This window comes from Natranaeroarchaeum sulfidigenes (assembly GCF_017094485.1).
Classification (GTDB): Archaea; Halobacteriota; Halobacteria; order Halobacteriales; family Natronoarchaeaceae; genus Natranaeroarchaeum; species Natranaeroarchaeum sulfidigenes.
Genome location: NZ_CP064786.1, coordinates 2,151,860 through 2,176,436 on the forward strand (window position 1 = coordinate 2,151,860; position 24,577 = coordinate 2,176,436).

Below are 24,577 nucleotides of genomic sequence, written 5' to 3' on the forward strand. Positions count from 1 at the left end.
AGAACGAATTCCGAAACTGCTGCGGTCAGACTGCTTCGACGGCGAGATCCAGCGACGTCTCGTTTTCGACGTTGTCGGTCACTGGACAGCGATCTTTGACCGCCGCGAGCCACTCTTCAAGCGTCGCCTCGTCGGCGTCAGCATCGATGGAGATGGTGACGTCGAGTTCCTGCAGGCCGGGGCGGGCGTCCGATTCTTCGCCACGATAGCGGGAGTAGTCGACACCACCGCTGATCCCGACGGTCATTTCCTCGATGTCGATGTCCATGTCGCGAGCTACCATCGTTCCGGTCGAGTTCAGGCAGCCGAGGATCGCGCCGAGAAAGTACTCGACGGGATTGACGTCCTTGCCGACAACGAACTCCGCATTGCCGGTGTCGATTTCCATGCGCTTCGGGCTAATTCGCGTGCCAGTCATTTCGTACGTCGAGAGGTCGTCGGACATAGCTAGACGTTCGTTCGACCTCGGCTTAAGTCTTGCTGGACTTGTGCAATAAAGGCAATATAGGACTATACCAGCGTGATCCCTCCGTCGACCACCAGTGATTCACCGGTGACGAAGGCCGCTGGCTCGGACGCCAGATATACGATCGCTGCTGCCAGTTCATCGGGATCACCCTGTCGGCCGACCGGCGTCATGTTCACCGCTCCCTGAATCTCTTCGTCAGTCGAGACCTCCTCGGCTGCGCCGGTATCGATCATCCCCGGGACGATGGCGTTCATCGTGATCCCATCGGGTCCGAGATCGATCGCGGCGCTTCGGGTGAAGCCGACGACGCCGCCCTTGCTGGCGGCGTAGTGAGAGAGCTCCCCCGACCAGCCGATCTTGCCTCCGGAGGCCGAGGATATGTTGACGATGCGGCCGTACTCCTGATCGCGCATCACCGGCAGGACTGCCTTCGTGCAGTTGAACGTCCCTGTGAGGTTGATATCGATCACCCGCTGCCAGTCTTCGGGAGTCATCTCGTCGACCCCGGCCGTCGGGAAGATCCCGGCGTTGTTGACGAGCACGTCGACCCGGCCAAACTCATCGACGGTGTCCTTGACGACGGACTGGGCCTGCTCGTAGTCGGTGACATCGAGTTCCCGCACGAGCGCCGACCCACCTGCGTCCTCGACCGCCTCACCGACCGCCTCGCGCTCCTCGACGACGTCCGTCACCACGACGTTGGCTCCCTGCTCCCCGAACAGCGTTGCAGTCGCTGCGCCGATTCCCTGCCCGCCACCCGTTACCATGACTACCCGGTTTTCGAAGTCGAACATAGCGTGAGACGCTACCACGAATCGAGTAATAATCGGACGGGGGTGCCGGCAGTGGTGGGAGTCCGATACTGGAGCGGCCCCTCCGATCAGGCAGTTCGTTCCGGCGGCACGAGCATCACGTTCCCATCGGCGCGGGCGACCACATCCTCGGAGACGTTCCCGAGCAGCAAGCGGCGCAGGCGGCTGTGACCCCGTGACCCAAGCAGGATCGTCGTCGGGCGGAACTCCGCCTCGGCGGCGAGGATCTCGTCGGCCGGGTCCCCCTGTCTGACGTCCGTCTCTGTCTCGATCCCCCAGTCCTCGAGGCGGGCGGCGAGCGCGTCGAGTTCCACTTCCGGATCCTCGCCCTCACCGAGACCCGGATCTTTCGGCGTCCCGACGTGGACCAGTGTCGCCTCCTGGGTCGCGTGGCGCAGGTAGGAAAACGACTCGAAGGCACGCTCGGCGTTCGCCGAGAAGTCCGTGGCAAACAGCATGCGCTGGAAGAGATGCTCACGAATTACCTCGGGATCGTCGGCAGCACGTTCGATCCGGTTGACCACCAGTGGAACGACTGTCGTCCGAGCGAGGTTCCGGGCCGTCGACCCGATCACCCGGTTCTCAAGTGGGCTCTTCCCCCGGGATCCGATGATAGTCAGTCCTGCCCCGACAGTTTCGGCGACACCGTTGATTCGCCGGTGTGGCGTCCCCCGCACGACGTGGGTCTCGACGTCCAGTCCGGCCGATTCGATCACGTCGCGATACCGATTCAGGCCCTGTTTCCGTCGCTTCTCGAAGTCGATGCCGGGCATCCCGGCGTGGACGTTCGCGGGAATGACGGTAACGAGGTGAATTTCCTCGACGCCGATCCGGCCGAGACAGTTCAGGCAGGTTTCGCTCTCTATTGTCGCCTCGCTCGCCGCAGAGAGGTCCGTCGCAAGTACCGCTTTCATATCAAGTGGTACGTCGGGATCGTATAATATTGTTTGGTTTATCCATTATCGTCATCTCAACTTCGTACAGAGGGATCGAAACCTTTGTGCAGTGGTATCGTCACACTGGTGGTTCCGCCGCGTCCGTTGGATAGGTGCGAGTGAGAAGTGGGCTGATTCCGGTCTGTTCGTCCCGCTATATTTAGATAAGTTATGGAAATATGTGCGTTGGTTAGGTGTTAGGTAGGCTGTTGTAATATTGTATAGCCGTCCCACAAGCGTTATACACTCACTCCGAGTAGAGGGTATTGAACACAATGGCCCAAACACGCGGAACACAGAGGTGGATGCAATGATCGAAGTACTCGCACTCCCGGGATACGTGCAGGCGGCAATCCTCGTGAGCGTCGTGTTGGTCGAGGCCGTCGTCTTTTACGTCGGTTACGGGGTACTAGAGGAGAACCTCGCTCCAACCGTAATCGAACACATCCAGCAAGCCTGAACCATGGAGGTGCTCGGACTGGGAATCGAGTTACTGGTGCTGTTCGTCGGCTTCGGCTTCATGGTCGGGGTTTTCTTCGGCTTCTTCGGAATGGGCGGCTCGTTCCTCGTCACGCCGGCGTTGTTGATTCTGGGCTATCCCGCTCCCGTCGCGATCGGGTCCTCGATGGCGTTCGTCTTCGGGACCGCCGTCATCGCAACGATGAAACACCACGACGTTGGGTCGGTCGACTACAAACTCGGCGCGCTGATGTTCGTCGGTATCGCAGTCGGCATCGAGATCGGCAAGTACGGGGTGCTGGCACTCGATGCGCTCGGACAGGCCGAGCTGGTCGTCGGCACCGTCTATGTCCTGCTGCTCGCCGCAATCGGCGGGCTGTTCGTTCGCAGTGCACTGCGTCAGGACGCCGCCGATGACGGCACTGACGCCGATCCCGACGAGATCCCCGAGATCGCCAAGAAGATCAAGTCGTACAACGTCCCGCCGATGGTGACGCTCACCGACGGAAGCAAGGCCTCTATGTGGACGATTTCGGGCGTCGGTGGTGGCGTCGGCGTGGTCTCCGGGTTTCTCGGTGTCGGTGGCGGGTTCATTCGGATGCCTGCCATCTACTACCTGATCGGTGTCCCACTGGCCGCCGCCGTGGGGACGAGCCTCTTCGGTGCGCTGATGTCCGGGGCGGTCGGGTCATTTTCGTACGGACTCGACGGCGTCGTCGACCTCGGCGTCGTCACCGCGTTACTCGCCGGCAGCGCACTCGGTGCACGGATCGGTTCCGCGGCCACGGCCTACGTCAACGAAGCTGACGTGACTATCTACTTCGGCATCATGCTGTTGCTGGCAAGTCTCGCCGTGGCGTTCGGCGAGCTCGCAAACTGGCTCGCGATGCCGATCCTCGATACCGTCAGTTTTGTCCTGCTCGTCGGCTCGTCGGCGTTCGTCACGGTCGTGATATTCTACTACGGTGCACGGACGATCCGTACGGGTTCTCATCCGGCCGCAACATCGCCCGAGGGGAACGATTGAAGCCGCTGGCCTCCTCACACACAGCCGATATGTATGCTGACGGGCTTCCTGGGTGCCACACGGGCCGGTTCCGATCAGCCGGAGGTCCGAAATGAGCAACCTCCTCGGTGTCGTTGCCGTCGTTTTGGCCCTTGGAGTCGGCTCTCGTGTCCTTGCTGATAGACTCCGTCTTCCCAGCGTCCTCTTTCTGATCCTCGCGGGCGTCCTCATCGGGCCGGAGTTCCTGGGGATCGTCTCCCGGGAGACGTTCGGCGGTGGGCTCACCACGATGGTCGGCGTCAGTGTCGCAATTATCCTCTTCGAGGGGGGCTACCATCTCAATCTCCAGAAGCTCCGGGAAGCGCCCGGCGCGCTGACCCGCCTCGTGACCATCGGAGCGCTGATCACCTGGATCGGCACCGCGGCAGCAGTGATCGTCTTTCTTGACACCACCATCGAGGTGGGGCTGCTCGTCGGTGCGCTACTGATCGCGACTGGCCCGACCGTGATCGGCCCGATCCTCAACGTCGTGACGGTCCGGGACCACGTCGCCGCCGTCCTCGAAGGTGAAGGTGTCATCAACGACGTCACCGCTGCGATCCTCGTCGTCGTCGTGTTCAACGTGCTCGTCGACGGCGACGGCGGGGCGCTCTCGTTCCTGGCCGAGTTCTCGCTCCGGCTGGCGCTGGGACTTGGCGTCGGCGCGGCCATCGGCGCAGGCATCTGGCTCCTTCTCACCCGGAGCGACATCGCGCCCGGCGATGCAGCGTTGCACTCTCGGCTGATCGTCCTCGCCGGGATCGTTCTCGCGTACGGCGGAGCCGAAACCATCGCTAGCGAGACCGGGATCGCCGCCGCGGCAATGGCTGGCTTCGTGCTCGGCAACGTCGACCTGCCCCACCATGAGGAAGTGATCGATTTCCTCGATGACCTCTCGGTCGTCGTCCTTTCCTTTGTCTTCGTTGCGCTGGCAGCACTGATCGACTTCGGCGACATCATCGCGCTCGGCGTTGCGGGCGTCGCCGTCGTCATCGCGATCACGTTCGTGTTACGACCGGCCGTCATCTACCTCTCGACGACGGACGAACGGTTCACCCGTAACGAGCGGCTCTTTCTGAGCGCGGTCGGCCCGCGGGGGATCATCCCGGCGAGTGTTGCGACGCTCTTTGCCGTCGAACTCCAGACACTGGGGCGACCGCAAGAAGCACAGTTGCTCGCTGGCACCGTTTTTCTGATTATTTTCGCCACAGTCATCCTGCAGGCAGGTATCGCACGACAGATCGCGGACTACCTCGAAGTATCACCAATGCGCACCATCATCATCGGCGCGGGGCGGGTCGGCCTGTCCCTCGCGGAACGGCTCGAACAGGACGGAGAGAACGTACTGATCATCGACAAAGACCCCGAAGCAGTCCAGAAGTCACGCGAACGTGGCTTTCGAACGATCGAGGGCGACGGCACCGACGCCGACGTGCTCGATCGGGCGGGGATCGACCGGACGAAGACGCTGGTCGCCGCGACGCCCGACGACGACGTGAACCTGCTGGCTTCCCAGCTCGCCAAGACGACCTTCGACGTCGAAAAGATCGCCTCGCGCGTCAACCAGCCGAGCAACGTCGACGCCTTCGAGTCGCTGGGAGTCCGGGCGATCGATCTCTCGATGGCGACCGCGTGGTCGCTGGAGAACGTGCTCGAACGCCCGTCGCTTTCCTCGTGGATGAACGAGATCGGCCGGACTGGCGACGTTCAGGAGATCGAAGTTACGGCGGAAGGACTCGTCGGGAAAACTATCGCCGAACTCAATGCCGAGATACCGGATGGCTGCATCGTCGGGCTATTGACACACTCGGACGGCAAAGCTGAGGTCCCCACTGGCGATCACATACTCGCGGAGGGTGACCGAATTACCTTCATCGGACAGGTCGCTGCCGTCGACCGCGCAGTCAAGCGGTTCCACCCCCATGATTGATGGCGCGAAATCGCAACCTGCGGCTACTCAGCGCCATTGCACAATATTCACAAAACCTTATGTCCGTGCGGTCCCTCACCTCTGACATGGCTAACTCGATGGCTGAACAGCTCCAGCGAGATATGCAGTGTGAGGGGCTACTGGAGTGTATTCACGGACTCAAGCAACTCGACAAGGAGTGTTACAGAGTGCTCGTGGAGAGCGAGGAACCGCTGACGATCGACGAGGTCGGCGAGCAGGTCGACCGGGAGCGCTCGACAGCGTATCGGGCGATCCAGCGCCTGCTCAAGAGTGGCTTCATTCAGAAAGAGCAGGTCAACTACGACGACGGTGGCTACTACCACGTCTACTACCCCACGGACCCCGACCAGATCGCCGACGATATGCAGCGGATGCTCAACGACTGGTACGCGAAGATGGGCCAGCTCATCCAGGAGTTCGAGGACAAATACGAGAACGCCGCCGAGGAACCCGTGATGACCGGGGAACCGTAACCGGCTCGGTACGCTACGAACGCTTGTTTCCGGTCCTTTTGCCGACCGAACCGCTCTGGTTAGTCTTGTACAAAACACACAAACACTTATCCGACTACGGATCCTATACGTGAGTGATGACAACTGATACACGAAGTGAAACTGCAGCGTCGCCGAGCGATCCGGTACAGATCGAAAGCGAGACCCACCTCGACGAAATCGTCGCAGAGGGCGGTGTCGTCCTCGTCGACTTCTATGCTGACTGGTGTGGTCCCTGTCAGATGATGGAACCGTCGATCGAGGCACTCGCAGAGGAATCTGACGCGACTGTCGCGAAGGTCGATGTCGACGCTTTGCAGCAACTGGCTAGCGCATACGGTGTCCGCGGCGTCCCGACGCTCGTCGTCTTCGCTAACGGTGAGCAGGTCGACCAGCAGGTAGGAATGCTGGGCGAGGACCGGCTGTTCGACCTCGTCGACGAGTACGCCACCGACTGAGCGACGCCCACGACCGACCGGGGCCCAAGACCCCGACGTGAGCTGAATACCGTCGTTTCGACAGATAGAGTGATTGCGAACACAAAACCAATAGTATGAACTACGAAGCCCTGCGGGCGGAGATCCCCGCTCTCGACCACGGTCTCTACTTCAACACCGGCGCGGGCGGACCAAGCCCGCGTCGTGTCGTCGATGCTGTCGAATCTGCGCTCGAATCCCACGAGTACGAGACGCCAGTCAGTGACGGGATGTACGGCCCGATGGGCGACCGCCACGAGTCGACGAAGACCGCCATCGCCGACTTGCTGGGTGCAAGTCCAGATGAAATCGCGCTCACCGAGAGTACCACCGACGGAATCAACCGCGTTGCGGGTGCGCTCGACTGGGACAGCGAGGACGTGATCGTCAGAACTGATCTCGAACACTCTTCGGGGATTTTACCGTGGCGCAAACTCGAACGGACGCGGGACGTAGGCGTGCGAGTACTCGAAACCGAAGCTGGACGGCTGGATCTCGACGACGTCAGGGCGGCGGCCGAAGATGCCACCCTGTTCGTCGTGAGCTCGATCACGTGGACCCACGGCACTCGGCTTCCAGTCTCGGCAATCGTCGACATCGCTCACGATGCGGGGGCGATGGTGCTGGTCGACGCCGTCCAGTCGCCCGGCCAGACAGCGGTCGACGTCGAGACATGGGGTGCCGACTTCGTCGTCGGGGCCGCCCACAAATGGCTGCTCGGGCCCTTCGGTGCCGGGTTCCTCTACGTTCGTTCCGGCGCGGAGCGCGACCTGATCCCCTCGGCGATCGGCTACCGGAGCGTCACGGAGGCGAACGCCCATGACTACGAGTACGAACCCGGGGCAGGGCGGTTCGAGGTCGGTACGACGAGCCCTGCCCTGTACGCGGGGCTCGAAGCGGCGATCGAGCTCCACCACGAACTGGGTGTCGACGCGGTCGAGGCCCGGATCGAAGGACTGACCGACTACCTCAAGACCGAACTCCCTGACGAACACCTGCTGAGCCCCCGCGAATTCGAGTCCGGCTTCGTGACGATCGCTCGCGAGGATCCCGAGGCGGATGTCGAACGGCTGGCCGAGCACGGGATCCGCGTTCGTGACCTCCCGTATCCCGAGGCGCTGCGGGTATCCGTCCACGTGTTCAATACGCGTGAGGAAATCAACAGGCTACTCGAAGTTCTGTAGCTTCGAGTCCCGATCCGGGATTGATTCCGAAGGGTACGTGTAGCCGGTGTAGCAAATGTGCGTATCCGATGCGCTGGCGCTACCGCGAGACCGTCCTGGCGCTCGTCACGCTCGCCTTCTTCGTCACGATGGTGGGCCGGTTGGCGATCAGCCCGGTCGTCCCCGAAATCACGGCCGAGTTCGAGGTATCGAACGCGTTCGTGGGCGCGGCACTGACCGGGATGTGGCTCACGTATGCGTTCGCCCAGTTTCCCAGTGGGCTGCTTGCTGACCGGTACGGCGAACGCCCGATCATTCTGGTATCGGTCGGCGGCACCGGTCTCACAGCGATTCTGGTGGTCACCGCGCCTTCCTTCGGCGTCTTCTTCCTCGGGACTGTCTCGCTCGGCGTCATGGCCGGACTACACTACTCGGTTGCGACGACCTTGCTCTCCCGTACCTACGACGACAACCTCGGTACCGCAGTCGGTATCCACAACTCGGGCGCGCCCATCGCCGGTCTGGTCACACCCGTCGTCGTCTCCTGGGCCGCGATCCGGTATGGCTGGCGACCCGCCGTCGCGATCACGGCCCTCGTAGCGATCCCAGCGACGCTCCTCTTCGCCCGATACGTCCATCCGACAGAGCCACAGCGCCCCGATCAGCGGGTGCGAGATCGCCTCGAGCCGGGGGCGATGGTCGAACTCCTCTCCCGGCCGAAGATCGCCTTTACTGCCGTCATCGCGCTCGTCGCCGACTTCACGTGGCAGGGACTTGCCTCGTTTCTTCCTACCTTCTTCGCCGCCCACCGCGGCCACTCGGCGACTCTGGCCGGTGTCGCCTTCGCCGCGTACTTCGTCGTGCAGGGGATCCTGCAGGTCTGGGTGGGGTCGCTGGCAGATCGGTATGGCAGGGATCGCGCCATCGCGTTGTGTTTCGGAACGTCGATTCTCGGCCTCGCGTTTCTCGTTGGCGTTCCCGGCCCCGCCGGACTCGTCGCCGGAATCCTCCTGCTCGGACTTGGGATGGGCTGGGGTGCGGCGGTGTTCCCCCGGTTCATGGACAACCTCTCCGCCGACGAACAGGGGGCCGGCTTCGGGCTGGTTCGGACCGTCTACATGATCGTGGCGTCATCGGGATCAGTCGTCGTTGGCCTTCTCGCAGATCTGTACGGCTGGGCCGTCTCCTTCGGCGCGCTGATCGGCCTGCTGGGACTCGTTCTTGTGCTCGTGCTGGTCAATCTCCGCTTCGATCTGGGCTACTGAGAACGTCGAAGCGTTTACATGAAATACCCATTATATCCCAGCTATGCCCCCACACGGCCGCCGCGAGTTCCTCCAACTCAGCCTCGCGGTTGGCGGTCTCGGAACCGCGTCCGGCTGTCTCGACGCCTTCGATGAGAGCGTCCCCGAGCGGTGGCGCTTCGAGACGGATGATATCGTGCTCTCCTCGCCAACAGTACTCGACGGATTGGTCCTCGTCGGCAGTCGGGATGGGAGCCTGTATGCGATCGACATCGACGACGGACAGGAGGAGTGGCAGTTCCAGACGGATGGTAGCATCCGATCCTCACCAGCGATTTCCGGGGGAACGGCCTTTGTCGGCAGCGACGATTACCACGTCTACGCGATCGACGTCGACGACGTGGCGGAACACGAGTCCGGCACCGAGCGGTGGCGTTTCGAGACCGGGGCGACCGTTCCAGCCTCGCCAACCGTCGCCGAAGAGACGGTGTTCGTCGGGGGCTACGACGAGAACGTCTATGCGATTGACGCCGAAAGCGGAGCGGAGCAATGGCGCTTCGAGTCTGAGGGTCCGTTCGAGTCCTCGCCGACTGTCGTCGATGAGCGGGTCTTCGTCGGCAGCGACGACGGGCGTCTCTATGCGCTCGATTCGGTGACCGGTGAGGAGGTATGGCAGTTCGAGACGGACGCCTCCGTGCGCTCGTCACCGACCGTCTGGGATGGGTGCGTTCTGTTCGGCAGTCACGACGGCACCGTCTACGCGCTGGACGCGGCGACGGGCGACCGAGAGTGGGAGTTTCCGGTTGGAACACAGGTCGGCTCCTCACCGACGGTCGTCGACGGGATCGTCTTCGGCGGCAGTTACGACGGCGATGTCTACGCGATCGACACCGCGAACGGCCACTTGCAGTGGCTTGCAGAAATCGAACACCGTGTATATTCGTCGCCGACGGTCGCCGACGGCCGGGTGTTCTTCGGCAGTGTCGACGATACCGTGTACGCGCTCGGGGCCAATGACGGAGAAACTGTGTGGCGCTTCGAGACGGATGGTTCCGTACTCTCATCACCGACAGTGGTCGAGGGGACGGCCTTCATCGGAAGCCACGACGGGAACGTCTACGGGCTGGACCTGGAGATCGAGGGAACGAGTTCGGGGACCCGCACTGCACTGGGTACGCTTGGCCACCACGACCGGTGAGTGGAGATACTACCCGCCGATCTAGAGTTCGCGCTGTCTCCCCTTCGGCATCATCGACCGCAGTTCGCCGTAGACGTACAGGCCGACGCCAAGCGGTTCTCGCTCACCGCCAACGTCGTGCGCCGCGATCAGATACCCCCAGTCGCCGTCCCAGTCGAGCTCCTGATCCTCGCCGGTGAGGAAGGTCTTCGCCTCGCCCTCGGAGAGGTCGATCACGTTCTTGCTGGCGTCTCTTCCAAACCGCTGGGCGGCGTCGGTCGTCGGCTTCCAGTGCTCCTGACGGGTTCGCAGAAACGTCATGCCCAGCCCCTCGATCCGGATGGGTGACGGAATATCGTCCGCGAAGATCCAGATTTTCCCGGCTCCTTTCTCCCAGAAGGTGTAGTTCTCGAACGTCTCGCGTGGGATAGCAAAGCGCTCGTGCCACCAGTCGATCACTTCCTCGCGGGTCGCTCGCCCCTCGATCTCGCGCTCCGCGGCGGTCGCCGGAAGCCGGTCGAAGCGCTCGCCGACGTTCTCGGTCATCGATCCACCTCCAGCGTCGCACAGAAAAAGCCGCCCGTATCGTTATGGTGCGGGTAGATCCGCGCTGCGTTCTCGACGCTGGGATCGAACTCCTCGTCCTCGAACTCGGTGACGCCGGGTGCGTGCTCCAGCGGGACCTCCTGCTCTACCACGCGACAGTCCTCTTTCTCCAGCACCTGATCGAGCACCCGCTCGTTCTCCTCGGGGGCGAACGTACAGGTCGAGTAAACGACGCGCCCGCCGGGTTTCGTGGCCTGTACCGCGCGCCGGAGGATCCCCTGCTGGATCCCGGCGACGCTCTCGACGTGACCCAGCGACCACTCGTCGAAGGTGTCGGGATTCTTCCGGATCGTCCCCTCACACGAGCAGGGCGCATCGACGAGCGCGCGGTCGAAGACGTCGACGCGCCGGTCGTCCTCGCCGCCCTCACCGAAGCGTTTGAGCGAGAAGTTTCTGGCGTCCTGATTCGTCACGGCCATGTTCGTCACGCCGAGGCGCTCGGCGTTAAACCGGAGCGCGGAGAGCCGCCCGAGGTTGTTGTCGTTCGCCACGACGAGGCCACGGTCGTCCATCAGCGCAGAGAGCTGTGTCGCCTTGCTCCCCGGTGCGGCGGCGGCGTCCCAGACTCGTTCGCCCGGCTGTGGATCGAGGACCATCGCTGGGAGCGAAGAGACCTCCTCCTGTCCGTGGATCCAGCCGTGGACCGAGGGCCAGAGGGTGCCCGGCGATGACGTCTCCAGCCGGTAGATCCCCCCGGCCCAGTCGGCCGACTCGTAGCCGATATCAGCTTCGTCGAACGCCCGCTCGACCTGTGCGGGCGTCGCCTTGATCGTGTTGACCCGAACGGCGGAGGGAAGGGGGCGCTCGCAGGCCTCGATGAACGCCTCGAAGTCGTCGATGAGCGGTCGATAGCGTTCCAGTGGTTCCATTGCCGCCCCCTTCGCCCGGGGGGCGCTTGGGGGTTTCGGAGCGGTGGTCGTACTGGCCCGCTTCGTGATTCCGGTCGCACGTCGTCCGCACCGACCGGCGGCGGCTTTACTACCGTAGGAAGTGAACACACCACACATGACACAGATCAGAGAGCACGCCGAAATCGAACTGGACTCGCCGACGCTCGTCGAGGGGATGCCCGGAATCGGACTGGTCGGCAAGATCGCGACCGACCACCTGATCGACGAGTTCGAGATGACCTACTACGCGAGCGTCCACTGTGAGGGGCTCGCACCGATCGGTGTCTACGAGGAGGGGAGCCGTGAGGTTCGCCCGCCGGTTCGGCTCTACGCCGACGAGGGCCGCGACCTGCTTGCGCTCCGGAGCGACGTCCCAGTCGCGGTCGACACGACGTCCGAGTTCGCGGCGTGTCTGACCGGGTGGCTCGACGCCAACGACGTCGACCCGCTGTATCTGAGCGGGTTCCCCGCCGAAAAGACCGACGCACCGCCCGAACTGTTCGGCGTGGCGACGAGCGATGTGGCTGCCGACCGACTCGATCGGCACGAAGTGGGTCATCCCAGGCTGAACGGTGCGATCGCCGGTCCGGCTGGCGCACTCCTCAACCGTGCGGCGCAGATCGATCTCGACGCCACCGCACTGGTCGTCGAGAGCGACCCCCGCTTTCCGGATCCCGAAGCGGCGCGAGTCCTGCTAACAGAGGGAGTCGAGCCGCTTGCGGATATCGAGGTCGATGTCGGGGGGTTGGTCGAGCAAGCCGACTCGATCCGGGAACAGCGAGAACAGCTCGCCCAGCGCATGCAGGAGGCCGACACGCAAGAGAGCTCACAGGCACAGCGCATTCAGATGTTCCAGTAGTACGATCGACCGACCAACACGTTTTTGGAGAGTACGCTCGCAGTTTCTGGTAATGTCGGAGCCGTCGGAAACTGAAGACCGGAAAGACGATCACGTTCGGATCATCAGAGAAGAAGACGTCGAGACGTCCGGGACGGGCTTTGCGGACGTTCGACTCGTCCACGAGGCGCTCCCCGAACTCCACTACGACGAGATCGATACATCTACCGAGTTCCTAGGAAGCCAGCTCGATGCGCCGATCGTCATCGAGAGCATGACCGGTGGCCATCCGAACACGACCGAGATCAACCGTGCGCTGGCGGCCGCGGCCGCAGAGACGGGAATCGCCATGGGTGTCGGTAGCCAGCGGGCCGGTCTTGAACTCGACGACGAGGAGCTGCTGGAGTCGTACACCGTCGTCCGCGAGGCCGGTCCTGACGCCTTCGTCTACGGAAATCTCGGCGCGGCACAGCTCCGGGAGTACGACCTCGGAACCGTCGAACGCGCGGTCGAGATGATCGATGCGGACGCGCTCGCGGTGCACCTGAACTATCTGCAGGAAGCCGTCCAGCCCGAGGGAGACGTCGATGCACGGGAGAGCCTGACAGCGATCGAACGTGTTGCCGAAGGGCTGTCGGTGCCGGTGCTCGTAAAGGAGACGGGAAATGGGATCTCACAGGGGACGGCGAGACGACTCGCCGATGCCGGAGTCGATGCGATCGACGTCGCCGGAAAGGGCGGTACGACCTGGTCCGGCATCGAGGCCTACCGTGCAGCCGCCGTCAACGAGCGGCGTCACGAGCAGGTCGGTCGGCTGTTCCGGGACTGGGGAATTCCGACCGCCGCGAGCACGATCGAGTGCGTTCGTGAACACGACTGCGTGATCGCCAGTGGTGGCGTCCGCACCGGCCGAGATATTGCGAAAGCCATCGCGCTGGGCGCGCGAGCCGGAGGGCTGGCGAAGCCGTTCCTCGAACCCGCGATCGACGGCCGCGAGGCAGTTGTCGACATGATCGATGGGATCGAAGCCGAGCTCCGGACAGCGATGTTCGTTACCGGATCCGGTTCGGTGAAGGCACTCCAGGACGCCGAGTACGTGATCGGCGGCGCGACTGCGGAGTACGTCGACAGTCGACGATAGAATCACTCGGGTTTGTTCGACCCGCAACATCAACAGTTAACCACGACCGCCCCCGTCTCACTGGTATGACGGAGTTTGCAGCACGGGTCGAAGGAATCTCGATCAGTGGCATCCGTGAAGTATTCGAGGCGGCAGGAGAGGACGCGATCAATCTCGGGCTGGGCCAGCCCGATTTCCCGACGCCCGAACACGCTCGATCGGCCGCCGTCGAGGCGATCCAGTCGGGGCAAGTCGACGCGTACACCTCGAACAAGGGAACCGAGAGCCTGCGCGAGGCGATCAGTCACGCCTACGATCGCGATCACGGGATCGACGTCGATCCGGGCAACGTCATCGCTACGTCGGGCGGGAGCGAAGCCCTTCATCTCGCGGTCGAAGCCCACGTCGATCCGGGCGAGGAAGTGATCTTCCCCGATCCCGGCTTCGTCTCCTACGACGCACTCACACGGCTGGCAGATGGCGTTCCAAAGCCCGTCCCACTGCGCGAGGATCTGACCCTCGATCCGGCGACAGTCGAAGAGACCATCACCGAGGACACTGCAGCATTCGTCGTCAACAGCCCGGCGAACCCCACCGGCGCGGTCCAGAGCGAGGCAGACATCCGCGAGTTCGCCCGGATCGCCGACGAGCACGACGTGCTCTGTATCTCCGATGAGGTCTACGAACACATCGTCTTCGAGGGCGAACACCACTCGCCAATCGAGTACGCCGAGAGCGACAACGTCGTCGTCGTCGGTGCGTGCTCGAAGACCTACTCGATGACGGGCTGGCGACTCGGCTGGGTCACCGGCTCGAACAGGCGTGTCGAGCGGATGCTCCGCGTCCACCAGTACATGCAGGCCTGTGCGAGCGCCCCCGCACAGTACGCGGCCGAGGCCGCCCTGACTGGCCCCAGAGAGCCCGTCGAGGAGATGGTCACTGCCTTCGAGGAGCGCCGCGACGTCGTCCTCGACGGGCTCGAAGACGCCGGTCTGTCGGTTCCCAAACCCAGCGGCGCGTTCTACGTCATGCCGAAAGTGCCCGATGGCTGGGTCGACGAACTGATCGACAGCGGTGTCGTCGCGGTGCCCGGTGACGCCTTCGGTGCGAACGGTGCGGGTTACGCTCGTCTCTCCTATGCGACCGGGATGGAAGAGCTCAAAGAGGCACTGGCGATCATCGACGACGTGACGGCGCGAGTTCAGTAGCGAGCCGATCACGGTGGGGTCGCCGTGCGCTGCATATATGATAACGCCCCGCATACTGTGGAGCATGTCGGTTGCACGTCACGACGCCGGACTGGAAGCCGATCTGCGCGCCCTGCTCTCCCAGGTCCACCCCGTGTTCATGCTCCCGCCGATCGCCGCGTCGCTCTTTGGGGGTGTCCTCGCCGGTGCGTTCGATCCCCGGCTTGCCGGGATTCACGCGTTGGCGATTTTCGCTGCGGTGTACACCGCCCACGTCAAGGATGGCTACGTCGACTTCTACAGCCGTGGCGAGGACGACGACCACCCCATGTCCGAATGGGGCTGTCGCGCCGCGCTGGTCGGCTCGACGACGATAGTTTTCGCCTGTCTGGTCGCCCTCGCCCTGCTCGTCGACGCCGTCGCCGCGCTCGTCACCCTGCCGTGCTGGCTGATCGGTTACCATCACGCTCCCCAACTGGACACGAACCCGATCACCACGACCACCGGCTATCCCGCCGGGATCGCCCTCGCCCTCGTTGGCGGGTTCTACGTGCAGGCAACGACGTTTGCACCGGTCGCGCTCGCCTTCGGCGCGGTCTTTCTCGTGCTCCTCTCGGGCGTCAAGGTCATCGACGACATGCAGGATTACGAGTATGACCTGTCGATCGAGAAACGCACTGTCGCCGTTTCGCTCGGTCCCGACCGCGCGATGTCGCTTGCCTACGGGCTGATGCTCACTGCACTCATGCTCGTGCTTGCGCTGGCAGCGCTCGGCCCGTTCCCGCCGAGTTCCGTCGTCGCCGTGCTGGCCTTCGCCGTCGTCGCGGGATTTGCGCGGCGTGCCGACCCTGAAATCGCCACGATGTTGCTCGTCCGGGGCTGTTACGTCTTCCTCGCCGTGCTGGTCGCCGCGGTATGGTGGCAGCCGCTGGTCTGAGACCTACTGCGGTTCTCGGTCACGACCCGTCCTGTGGCGTCGTCCATCCCTCGATGCTCCCTGAAAGAACCACGAACACGATTACGTACAGGGCCAACGCCGCTACAGCACCGGCGATCGTGCTAGCCAACACAGAAATCGGTGGCTCCAGTGCAAACACTGTGCCCCACAGAGTCAGTACGAAGACCACGATTGCGACCGCACGCCCTGCTTCTCCGATACCTCTGAACCAGTTCCCGACCCAGGCACCGGCGGACGACTGTGCGACCGGTCCGAGACCGATCGTTGCCGTAACGAATCCGACGACGAGCCACGACGGCGAAATCGGCCGTTGCATCGGGATCATTGTCAGAACCGACAGGACGCCGAATCCAGCCGATCCAACTTCTGACCACGTTGGAGGACGATCGGGGAACCAGTCTATGAGGGCCATCTCTCGGCTAGTTGTTGACCTCACTACAGTATAAAGTACTACTGGCAGCTGTTCCGGTGAATGCTCGGACTGCCGACATAGGGGAGCCACGTTGTGTACGATGTCACGTTGTATACAACGTTACATTGTGACATCAGAACTGAACTGACTCGATGGCGACCAGTCTACGGTTCGCGGTCGAGCGTCGCCTCTATCTGCTCGACCGTTCGGCGCAAGCTCTGAGCGATCCGTAGCCATAGAGAGACTGGACCGTCGATCCGATTGGAACTAGCTGTCGCTGCGAGCGCTCGGGGAGTACGGACTGTTACTGTTCATCGCGATCGAATCTGTCGAGGCGTCGTTCGAGCTGATCCACCGATTCCTGTAACTCGTGGAGCATCCGGAGGATCCGCACGAGCAGGTAGAGCACGGCGAGGGCGACAACCGGTAGCACCAACCATAGTATCCACGAGGTGACCGCGGCGACCGCAGCGACTGCGGGCAGGGAGATCAACGCGATCAGTCCGAGGACGGCTTCCGCAGTGGACATACCCGACGGCGGCTTCCCGTCGGAGGAGGGGACGCTGCTCATTGGACCGTCGTTCACGTCCCGATGAAATTAAACCTTGGGCAGGGGGTGGTTCAGTTCGTACTCACGTCTTGATCAGTAGTTTTGACCACACACCGTACACGACGTATCAGTCCAGTCTGATTACGTCTACTGTGGGTAATAGAGTATGAGCAGTTGATAGGAAGGATTACACTGAATGGGATCTAAACGGAGGAAGGAATGGCAGACTCGCTCTGGTATCCGTCAGTGGACGACGTTCTCGCCATCCATGACGACATCGTATCAGAGTATTCTGACACGCACGCTGGCGTTCAGAACCGTGGAGATATCGAGTTTGCCCTGAACTACATCGAGAGTGGGAGTTTCGGAACGGCACCAGAGACGATTCACGAGAAAGCGTTTCACCTCATCCGATTGTTGGTGGCGAACCACCCGTTCGTCGATGCGAACAAACGCACCGCGCTCAACACGACGGTCGTGTTCTACTTCCTCAACGGATATCGGTTCATGTACGACAACGAGATCAGGACGATCCTCAAACAGTTCGGCACCGACCAGGCGACCGTCGACGAAGCGGAAACCATCGAATATCTTCATTCTCATACTGAAGAAATCGACCTTGTGGGAGAGATCGAACAGTGGCGTGACGATCTCATTCAGTACGGACTGAACGAACTGACCGATGGTTCGTCCAACCCGAATGATTAACGGCAATCGGGACAATACGACAACTATGGCGACCAAGGAAAGTTCAGAGCCCGAGACTCCACTCGATGAAGTGATGGAGGATATCCGAGGTGAGCTCGTCCGGCGGGTAGCAGCAGCTGATCGGGAAGAAAATCGAGACATCTACAACGCGCTCGAAAACGAGTAACGCGCTACGGTTTTTTCAGTTCGTACTCACGATCTTGATGACATCGCCCTCAGCCAACTCGTAGCTCTCGCCGATCTCCCGGTTGGTCTTCGCGTTGACGGCGTGCAGGTAGCCGTCCCCGATATCGGAATGGACGGCGTAGGCCAGGTCGACCGGCGTCGAACCGCGCGGGAGCAAAAAGGCATCCGGCAGAACGTTCCCTTTCGCGTCGGTCCACTTGGTGGCGTCCTGCACGGGATAGGCGGTGATCCGTTCGAGCAGATCGTATACCGCGTAGTCGAGCGCGCCCTGCACGCCGGTGCCGTCCCAGCGGTCCATCGCCGCACGAAGCCCATCGAGGGCCTCGCGTTGCTCGTCGCTGACACCCTCACCGATCTCGAACTCGGTGTCGCCGGGATCGTAGTCCACCAGCCCGGCGTCGGCAGCGTTTCGCAAGGCGAGTTCGCCCTCCGCCGTGGTGGGAATCACGGGCTTCTCAAGCTCCAGCAATTTCTCGACGTTCTCCTCGGGGGCGACGTCGATCTTGTTCGCCGCGACGATGATCGGCTTCGTGCGCTCGCGGACGTCCCGCGCCAGCGCTTCGCGATGGTCGTCAGTCCAGTCCGCCGGGTTCTCGGGGTACTCGACCTCACGCAGACTCGCCGCGACCTCCGCCTCGGTTGCGCCAAAGCCGGTGAGCATCTCGGCGAGGGCTTCGTCGATGTCAAAGCCGGGCGACCGGGACTGGCGCTCGACAGTCTCCCAGTTGCGGTCGACGATACTCGCCAGCCAGAGGTCCATCTCCTCCTCGATAAAGTCGATGTCCTCGATCGGATCGTGGCTGCCCGTCTCGACCGGTTCGCCCTTCGCGTTCGTCCCGCCCGAGGCATCGACGACGTTGATGATCGCGTCGGCGTTCGTCAGTTCGTCCAGAAACTGATTGCCGAGGCCTTTCCCCTCGTGTGCGCCCGGAACGAGCCCAGCGACGTCAAGCAGTTCGATTGGGACGTAGCGCTTCCCGTCGTGACAGTTCTTCATCCCACAGCGCTCCTCGCGAGTGAGACAGGGACACTCGGTGCGTGCGTGTGTGACGCCCCGGTTCGCGTCGATGGTCGTAAAGGGGTAGTTTGCGACGTCGACGTCCGCCCGCGTCGCTGCGGTGTAGAACGTTGACTTGCCGGCGTTTGGCTTCCCGGCAAGCGCGATCGAGATCATGGAGGCTCTTCTCGGGTCGGGGAAAACTGCCTTTCGGTTCTAGCACTTCCCGTTTGGGTATTACACGTCCGTGATCCCGTATTTCGGGCCATATATGTGAAAGCCTCTGTCGCGCTGGCTAAAGTCCAAGCTGACTACTTGTCTGCTGTAACCCAGAAATCCCCCGTTCGATCCACCCACACAGCCTCGTCCTCCCCAGCCTCGCCGCTTCACTGCGTTCTGCGGCGTCCCTCACGCAGTTTCGGCTGGCGGCAAGCGCCAGTCAGCGCGCGCCACCGCAACCGCCGGGTCGGTCCACAGGTTCAAGAACGATCCCGGGGCCAGACTCGTCATGATTCGCGTCGTGCTCGCGGTCCTGCTGACCGCTACACTGCTCGCTATCGCCGTCCCGGCGATAGACCGCGGGGGCGTTACCAACACCGAGGGGGTGCTCGACCGGGAGGCCGCCGAAATCGAGACCGCTGCCACCTCGCTCGTCGACGACGAGGACCCGCCACCCGTCGGAGTCGACGGCGCACGGCGAAGCCTGACTCTGACGCTTCCGGGAGAGTCGTTTACGACTGCGCCGGTCGACCGGTTCGAGATTCACCGGGTAGGTGACGATCACTCGGTGGTCCGCTACACCGTCGATGGTGGTCACGTACACACAATGCACGTCGACGCGCCGATCGTCGACGCCGCCGATCCGGGGAGTGACACTATCGAACTTCGCGGGACCGGCGAGCGAAGCCTCGTACTCACGCTCACGCGCGACCGGACAGGCGGGAAGCCGGTCGTCGAACTCTCTCGACGGTGAGCTCCGGGCCGACGGTTTAAGTACCAGAACGCGGCGATCTGGGGCCATGGATACCGAAGCACCGGTCGATGCCTGGTATGTCTGGCTCGGCGTCGCGGCGGTCAGCATCGGACTCGCTGGACTGGCGCTTTGCCTCCCTTCGACGCCCGCGCCGGACGCTACCGCGGCGGCGAACACGATCGAGGAGACGGCAGCCAGCCCCCACGAGACGACGGGCCAGTACGACCACGATGCGACCGAGGCGCGGATCGGCGAACACCGCCTCTGGCTCCGGACCGACGGAACGGAGAGCACGGCTCGAATCGCGTTCGGACAGATGGTCCCAGTGTGCGAAGACGAGCAACTGCGGGCCATCCTCGACGGTGAAGAGCCGCTGGCTGTCTACGACCACAACGCCGACAGCGACGCGTGGGCAGCTTTCCACGCGGACGTTGAGGACGCGCGCGACCGGGCGGAAGATCAGAAGTGGCAACCAGCAGAGGGAACGGTACGAGTCCGGGCGATTGACTACCCTGCTCCCGGGGGTGAAGAGCGTGCCACGCTGGTCGCTGTCTGATGATCGCGGACAGGCGGAGCCGATCCCGGCGCTCGTTGCGGTCGCTGCCGTCTGCCTCGGCGTGAGCCTGTACGCGGGCTACGCCGCCGACGCCCTCCCGGGCACGAGCGACCGGGCCGTCGAGGAGACCACCCTCGATACGGTCTGGACTGAACTCGGCGAGGATGGGCTCTACGACCCGAGCGCCGACGTGTTGGACACGCTCTCCCGCGAGACGCTGCCGGACGGCTATCACGTCCGTGTCACCATCTCGGTCGAGGACACACGGGGTGACCGGCGCGTCGTCGATCGCGTGCGGATCGATGCACACGGCGACGGCGATCCCGGTTCACCCTCGGAGGACGCCCGGACCGCGAGCCGGTCGATTCCTGTGGTCGACGAGGACCTACCGGGCGAGATCGATGTCGGCACGCTCAGCGTGGAGGTCTGGCAGTGACCAGAAACCGGCGCGGGGTCAGTACTGTTGTCGACGTTACGCTCTGTCTGGCGCTGGTCAGCGCTGCGGTGGTGACGATCGCACTCGTAGCTGAAACGGACACTGGTGACCCAGAACCGGATCGGGCCGAACGAACAGCCGAACTGCTGGGCGCGACGACCACCTCGGTGGAGTACTCGATGTCGCCGGTACGGGTCGACGACGAGTTTGACGCCGATCCGATCGACACCGAGAGCGCATACGAGCGCACCGATCACGGTCCTGTCGCCGGATTGCTAGCGTCGGCCGCAGTGACGAACACAGAGATCGGCGGGGCGCAGCTCTCCCGTGGTGGCGAGGAGTACGAGGCGGGTCTCGACGGAGCCGTGTCCGAAACGACCACTGAGATCGACGGGAACGCAAACGTCACTGCGGTCTGGGTTCCCTACGAGGGGTCTTCGATCCGCGGTGAGGCGATGGCTGGCTCGGATCCGCCCTTGGACGCCGAGGTCAGCAGCGCCACGATGACCGTCTCCTCAGGGATCGACCAGCCGACAGAATCCGAGTTACGTGAAGCCTACGAAGAAGACTACGTTACGTTCGTCGAGGTTGTCTCGGCAGTGGTCGTCGAGGGATTCTTCCCACCCGAAGCGACACAGCTCGCGCTCGAACGTCAGGGTATCGAACGCCAACTCGCCGCGTACCGCTACGAACGGATGGTCGGGTCGCTCGACGGTATCGAGGAGTACGATATCGACGAGGAGACGGGGCGGTCGGATGCAGATGCGGTAGCGGCAAACGACGAGCTCGCGGCCGTGCTTGCCGACGAAATCGTCGCCGAGGAACTTTCGGATGCGCTCGGCGACGAGCTCGATACGTCGGCCGAGACGAATCACAGCGACGCTGAACGCGTGGCACGGGCAACCGACGAGCTACTCTCCACGGGCGAGGTTCGGATCGTCGTCAGGACGTGGGATCCATGAGTGAGCGACGGTCCGTGTCGATCCGCGTCGACGAGCGCGCACGCGTTCCCTTCGCGATGATCGGCGTCCTGTTGCTGGTCAGTAGCATCGGGGTCGTCGCCACGCTGGAAACGAGACCCGAGCCGACGGTCGACGACGATTCAGCGGTCGCGCTCGATCGGACTGTCGCGGCGTCACAGACAGCTGTTCGGGCCGCTGCCGTCGATGCCACGGAAAACGCGGCACGATCGCCGGTGACGCAACCGGACCCGAACAGCACTGTCGGTGCAGCGATCGCAGACCGGGAGGACGACCCCCTTGATGCCTATCTTGCGCTCCTGATCTATCTGGAGACCGAACAGCGACTGGAGCATACCGGGCAGGACCTCGGCGGCGAGACGAGTACCACTGCATCGCTCCCATCGGTCGAACCGACAACCGAAAGCGTGGAGGCCGCACTCGACCGTGTCGAGATAGCGACACCGAGCGAACACGGGGTCGAGAACGGAACACTACGCGTCTCCGTCGAAGACGTCGCTTTCGAGGCGGAGCAGGGTGGAACGACAGTTGCGGACCGCCAGGAGGATCTGACTGTGACGATCGCTTCGACACTGCACGAACTCCACGAGCACACGGCGGAGTACGAATCTCGATTGAATACCGGTATTTTCGACGAGGGAGCGAGCTACGATGGGTTCGGCCGCCGGCTCGCGGCGCGGCTCTATCCGGTGTCCTATCTCAAGATCGCACACAAGTACCGGAACCCCGACGACTTCGAGAACGTCACGCCGAACGACCACACCGAGGTTCTGGCCAATCATGCGGCGTTCTCGGTACAGGAATCGACGTTCGGGACGACCGACCCGCACGGCGAACGAACGATGCGCGGTGCGTGGGCGTGTATGGGTGCCGACATCGGCGAGGAGTTGCTTGACACCGACCAGAGTGCGGATGACAGCTACGATGCCGAACAGCTCTGTGAGGATCTGGAATACGTCTACGGCGACCACGAAGGAGAGCTTCCTGATGCGCCCACGCTAACCGAGCTTGCGGAAGACGAAATCGTCGATTCGGAGTTCACCGAGGAGACGGTCGAACTCCCGGTAGACGAGTTAGCAGATCTCGCATACTTCGACGTAGTCGGTGAGGAGTTCGACTGGGATGAGGAGGATCCAATGACCGACGAGGCCTTCGAGGATATCGAGGAAGTTGACTCGGAGGACACGCCGGACTCCCTTGATACGTTGATTGATACCGCGAGCGGAGAGATACCGGGAGTCGTCGACTCGGTGTACAGAGCGTCGGTGCGTGCCGAGGACGAGATCGAAACGAGCGGTGATCTACCGAGTGCCGAGCCACCGGACCGTGTCGCGGAGGGGAACTGGACCGAGGTGTACGACGATCGCAAGACGATCGTCAACAGTAGCGATACGACGGTAAATAGCCGGACCCTCTGGCGTGATGATACGACACAGAGTCGTCCGTTGTACAGCTACGAGATCACACTCACAAATGAGTACGAACAGACGCGTACATGGGAACGGAAAGTCGAGGCGGCGAACGGAACGGATGGGAACACCACGTATGGAACAGACGGGAACGCCACGACGAACCGAACCGAATCAGTCACGAGTACGGACCGCTCGACGAAGCGGTTCGAGGTGGTAGTCGAGATCGACGGGCGACATAGCCACGGGGCGGCGGTCGACGCCGCAGGGTACGATCCGGAGATCGAATACGCGTTTCGTTCCGGCGGGTCGACACGACCAGGTCCCGATCGTCAACGTGTCGGGAATTTCGAGGCCGTGCCTGAGAGTGCGGTCGAAGAGGTGTTCAACACGGGCGCCGACCCGGAGACAGTCGTCGATCGGCTCGAACAGCGGGTTCAACCAGATGAGGTGTTCGACAGTGAGCAACTGGTTTCGATGCTCGATTACGAGGACGACAGCTGGCTCGATGTTACGGTAGAGCCGGACGATGACGATGCCCTCGAAGCGTGGCTGGAAGCCGAAACGGATGACGTGCGCAGAGATGTCAAAGCGGAGGTCGGCCCGCTCGAAGTCGAACGCCACGAACTGATCACGGCGGACAATAGCCCGATCAAAGGGTACGTCGACGAACTCCGCCAGGCCCAGGACGATATCGTGTTCGAGGGCGAACCGGACGGCTACGAGAACGCACCCGCGAAGGCACGGGCCGAACTGCGTCTGGCATATATCGAGAGTCTGATCGACGCAATCGAGGCAGTGGGCGATAGCCACGAGGACCTTCGGGATGGAATAGAAGACAACATCGCTGATCAACTCGGTGAGGACGCGACCGCGGTGAACAACGTCCTCGACACGTCGCTGGGTATTGGGCAAGACGCCCTGAACGGCGATATCGAGGAGAACGCTGGCGCGCTCGATAGCTCGCCGCTGACCGAGGAGATGGGATTCGATGTTCGTGGTGCACCGACGTACCTCTCGATCGAACCGGTCGAACGCGACGAGGTCGCTGCCGTCCGACCCGCCGGTGCGGCCCCACTCGATACAGCGGGGACGACACACGCACCGATGACGGCGCGCTACGGAAACTGGATCGGCTATCCGGGTATCCCGGTGATTCCGTTCCCGAGTTTCTGGTACGCTTCGTTCAGCGTCTGGGATGTCGAGGTGAGCGGCGAGTACGCCCGGTTCGAGGTCAGTGCGGCCGACGGTGCCCCCGATTCCCCGGCCGGGACGACGTACATCCGGGAGGACAGGAGCGTTCACCTGGAGCTTGACGGCGAGCGTACACGGATCGGAAGTGTCGAGCCGATACGGTTCGATAGCCGAACCGTGATCGTCGGCGTCGTTCCGGGTGGATCGCCCGGTGTCGGCGATACTGGTTCCTTCTTCAACTGCACGGGGGCGTGGGATAATACCGGCCCAGGCGTTGATTTTGATGAGAACGAAGGCGACTGCAACGGAACGCCAGGGACGGATCAAGCAAGAGACGGGAAGTGATCGCGGCGGA

The 24,577-nt window shown here is 62.8% G+C and carries 27 protein-coding genes and 1 pseudogene; 20 read left to right on the top strand and 8 right to left on the bottom strand.

The annotated features are described in order from the left end of the window. Window positions 1-25: 25 nt before the first annotated feature. The 3 genes from AArcS_RS11065 to AArcS_RS11075 all read right to left on the bottom strand — a co-directional run bounded on the left by AArcS_RS11065 (window position 26) and on the right by AArcS_RS11075 (window position 2,195). Window positions 26-445, bottom strand: coding sequence for an OsmC family protein (locus AArcS_RS11065; RefSeq protein ID WP_238477477.1), 420 nt, complete (start codon window positions 443-445; stop codon window positions 26-28). Window positions 446-510: 65 nt separating this feature from the next. Next, a complete protein-coding gene (locus AArcS_RS11070) occupies window positions 511-1,263 on the bottom strand; it encodes an SDR family NAD(P)-dependent oxidoreductase (protein ID WP_238477478.1) in 753 nt (250 codons plus the stop codon). Between the two features lie 86 nt (window positions 1,264-1,349). Beyond that, a complete protein-coding gene (locus AArcS_RS11075) occupies window positions 1,350-2,195 on the bottom strand; it encodes a universal stress protein (RefSeq protein ID WP_238477479.1) in 846 nt (281 codons plus the stop codon). A 331-nt stretch (window positions 2,196-2,526) separates the two neighbouring features. On the opposite strand from AArcS_RS11075, the gene AArcS_RS11080 reads away from it, so the two are divergent. From AArcS_RS11080 to AArcS_RS11115, 9 genes and pseudogenes are all read left to right on the top strand, one after another. Then, a complete protein-coding gene (locus tag AArcS_RS11080) occupies window positions 2,527-2,676 on the top strand; it encodes a DUF7512 family protein (RefSeq protein ID WP_238477480.1) in 150 nt (49 codons plus the stop codon). A gap of 3 nt (window positions 2,677-2,679) precedes the next feature. Next, window positions 2,680-3,702 carry a sulfite exporter TauE/SafE family protein gene (locus tag AArcS_RS11085; RefSeq protein WP_238477481.1) on the top strand — a complete coding sequence of 341 codons (1,023 nt, stop codon included), beginning with the start codon at window positions 2,680-2,682 and terminating at the stop codon, window positions 3,700-3,702. A gap of 91 nt (window positions 3,703-3,793) precedes the next feature. After that, window positions 3,794-5,650: a cation:proton antiporter domain-containing protein gene (locus tag AArcS_RS11090; RefSeq protein ID WP_238477482.1), complete on the top strand. Its 1,857-nt coding sequence runs from the start codon at window positions 3,794-3,796 to the stop codon at window positions 5,648-5,650. 86 nt (window positions 5,651-5,736) lie between these two features. Continuing rightward, window positions 5,737-6,144 (top strand): helix-turn-helix domain-containing protein, encoded by a 408-nt coding sequence (locus tag AArcS_RS11095; protein ID WP_238477483.1) that lies wholly within the window; start codon window positions 5,737-5,739, stop codon window positions 6,142-6,144. 116 nt (window positions 6,145-6,260) lie between these two features. After that, a complete protein-coding gene (gene trxA / locus AArcS_RS11100; RefSeq protein WP_238477484.1) occupies window positions 6,261-6,620 on the top strand; it encodes a thioredoxin in 360 nt (119 codons plus the stop codon). 95 nt (window positions 6,621-6,715) lie between these two features. After that, window positions 6,716-7,822 carry an aminotransferase class V-fold PLP-dependent enzyme gene (locus AArcS_RS11105; RefSeq protein WP_238477485.1) on the top strand — a complete coding sequence of 369 codons (1,107 nt, stop codon included), beginning with the start codon at window positions 6,716-6,718 and terminating at the stop codon, window positions 7,820-7,822. A gap of 68 nt (window positions 7,823-7,890) precedes the next feature. Beyond that, a complete protein-coding gene (locus AArcS_RS11110) occupies window positions 7,891-9,066 on the top strand; it encodes an MFS transporter (RefSeq protein WP_238477486.1) in 1,176 nt (391 codons plus the stop codon). A gap of 43 nt (window positions 9,067-9,109) precedes the next feature. Continuing rightward, window positions 9,110-9,433 (top strand): annotated as a pseudogene (locus AArcS_RS16010) (outer membrane protein assembly factor BamB family protein); the annotation flags it as partial. 12 nt (window positions 9,434-9,445) lie between these two features. Next, complete coding sequence (locus AArcS_RS11115) at window positions 9,446-10,243, top strand: beta-alanine-activating enzyme beta-propeller domain-containing protein (protein WP_445668775.1); 798 nt, start codon at window positions 9,446-9,448, stop codon at window positions 10,241-10,243. A gap of 21 nt (window positions 10,244-10,264) precedes the next feature. On the opposite strand, the gene AArcS_RS11120 is transcribed toward AArcS_RS11115, so the two are convergent. Beyond that, window positions 10,265-10,768 (bottom strand): DUF7122 family protein, encoded by a 504-nt coding sequence (locus AArcS_RS11120; protein WP_238477488.1) that lies wholly within the window; start codon window positions 10,766-10,768, stop codon window positions 10,265-10,267. Then, window positions 10,765-11,697: an RsmB/NOP family class I SAM-dependent RNA methyltransferase gene (locus AArcS_RS11125; protein WP_238477489.1), complete on the bottom strand. Its 933-nt coding sequence runs from the start codon at window positions 11,695-11,697 to the stop codon at window positions 10,765-10,767. Before AArcS_RS11125 ends, AArcS_RS11120 begins: the two co-directional genes overlap by 4 nt. Before the next feature lie 136 nt (window positions 11,698-11,833). Here AArcS_RS11125 and AArcS_RS11130 point away from each other — a divergent pair, with 136 nt between their 5' ends. From AArcS_RS11130 to AArcS_RS11145, 4 genes are all read left to right on the top strand, one after another. Beyond that, window positions 11,834-12,577: a proteasome assembly chaperone family protein gene (locus tag AArcS_RS11130; RefSeq protein WP_238477490.1), complete on the top strand. Its 744-nt coding sequence runs from the start codon at window positions 11,834-11,836 to the stop codon at window positions 12,575-12,577. 52 nt (window positions 12,578-12,629) lie between these two features. After that, window positions 12,630-13,697: a type 2 isopentenyl-diphosphate Delta-isomerase gene (fni, locus tag AArcS_RS11135; RefSeq protein WP_238477491.1), complete on the top strand. Its 1,068-nt coding sequence runs from the start codon at window positions 12,630-12,632 to the stop codon at window positions 13,695-13,697. A gap of 65 nt (window positions 13,698-13,762) precedes the next feature. After that, entirely contained in the window at window positions 13,763-14,884 is a 1,122-nt protein-coding gene (locus tag AArcS_RS11140) for a pyridoxal phosphate-dependent aminotransferase (protein ID WP_238477492.1), read from the top strand. Window positions 14,885-14,948: 64 nt separating this feature from the next. Beyond that, window positions 14,949-15,800, top strand: a complete 852-nt coding sequence (locus AArcS_RS11145; protein ID WP_238477493.1) for a UbiA family prenyltransferase — start codon at window positions 14,949-14,951, stop codon at window positions 15,798-15,800. A gap of 19 nt (window positions 15,801-15,819) precedes the next feature. Here AArcS_RS11145 and AArcS_RS11150 read toward each other — a convergent pair whose 3' ends face one another. Both AArcS_RS11150 and AArcS_RS11155 read right to left on the bottom strand, forming a co-directional pair. Next, on the bottom strand, window positions 15,820-16,233 hold the full coding sequence (locus AArcS_RS11150; RefSeq protein WP_238477494.1) for a hypothetical protein: 414 nt from the start codon (window positions 16,231-16,233) through the stop codon (window positions 15,820-15,822). 304 nt (window positions 16,234-16,537) lie between these two features. Further along, window positions 16,538-16,804 carry a hypothetical protein gene (locus AArcS_RS11155; protein WP_238477495.1) on the bottom strand — a complete coding sequence of 89 codons (267 nt, stop codon included), beginning with the start codon at window positions 16,802-16,804 and terminating at the stop codon, window positions 16,538-16,540. 198 nt (window positions 16,805-17,002) lie between these two features. On the opposite strand from AArcS_RS11155, the gene AArcS_RS11160 reads away from it, so the two are divergent. Further along, a complete protein-coding gene (locus tag AArcS_RS11160) occupies window positions 17,003-17,491 on the top strand; it encodes a type II toxin-antitoxin system death-on-curing family toxin (RefSeq protein WP_238477496.1) in 489 nt (162 codons plus the stop codon). 25 nt (window positions 17,492-17,516) lie between these two features. Beyond that, window positions 17,517-17,657 carry a hypothetical protein gene (locus AArcS_RS11165; protein WP_238477497.1) on the top strand — a complete coding sequence of 47 codons (141 nt, stop codon included), beginning with the start codon at window positions 17,517-17,519 and terminating at the stop codon, window positions 17,655-17,657. A gap of 15 nt (window positions 17,658-17,672) precedes the next feature. On the opposite strand, the gene AArcS_RS11170 is transcribed toward AArcS_RS11165, so the two are convergent. Further along, window positions 17,673-18,851 (bottom strand): redox-regulated ATPase YchF, encoded by a 1,179-nt coding sequence (locus tag AArcS_RS11170; protein WP_238477498.1) that lies wholly within the window; start codon window positions 18,849-18,851, stop codon window positions 17,673-17,675. Between the two features lie 331 nt (window positions 18,852-19,182). Here AArcS_RS11170 and AArcS_RS11175 point away from each other — a divergent pair, with 331 nt between their 5' ends. Genes AArcS_RS11175 through AArcS_RS11195 form a run of 5 tightly spaced genes read left to right on the top strand, consistent with a single transcriptional unit; the run spans window position 19,183 to window position 24,567 of the window. Beyond that, a complete protein-coding gene (locus AArcS_RS11175; protein WP_238477499.1) occupies window positions 19,183-19,647 on the top strand; it encodes a DUF7311 family protein in 465 nt (154 codons plus the stop codon). Window positions 19,648-19,693: 46 nt separating this feature from the next. After that, window positions 19,694-20,203, top strand: coding sequence for a DUF7283 family protein (locus AArcS_RS11180; RefSeq protein WP_238477500.1), 510 nt, complete (start codon window positions 19,694-19,696; stop codon window positions 20,201-20,203). Further along, window positions 20,181-20,639 carry a DUF7285 family protein gene (locus AArcS_RS11185; protein ID WP_238477501.1) on the top strand — a complete coding sequence of 153 codons (459 nt, stop codon included), beginning with the start codon at window positions 20,181-20,183 and terminating at the stop codon, window positions 20,637-20,639. The genes AArcS_RS11180 and AArcS_RS11185 overlap by 23 nt, the downstream gene beginning before the upstream one ends. Then, complete coding sequence (locus AArcS_RS11190) at window positions 20,636-21,601, top strand: DUF7284 family protein (RefSeq protein WP_238477502.1); 966 nt, start codon at window positions 20,636-20,638, stop codon at window positions 21,599-21,601. The genes AArcS_RS11185 and AArcS_RS11190 overlap by 4 nt, the downstream gene beginning before the upstream one ends. Beyond that, entirely contained in the window at window positions 21,598-24,567 is a 2,970-nt protein-coding gene (locus tag AArcS_RS11195; RefSeq protein ID WP_238477503.1) for a DUF7286 family protein, read from the top strand. Before AArcS_RS11190 ends, AArcS_RS11195 begins: the two co-directional genes overlap by 4 nt. The last annotated feature ends 10 nt before the right edge of the window (window positions 24,568-24,577 follow it).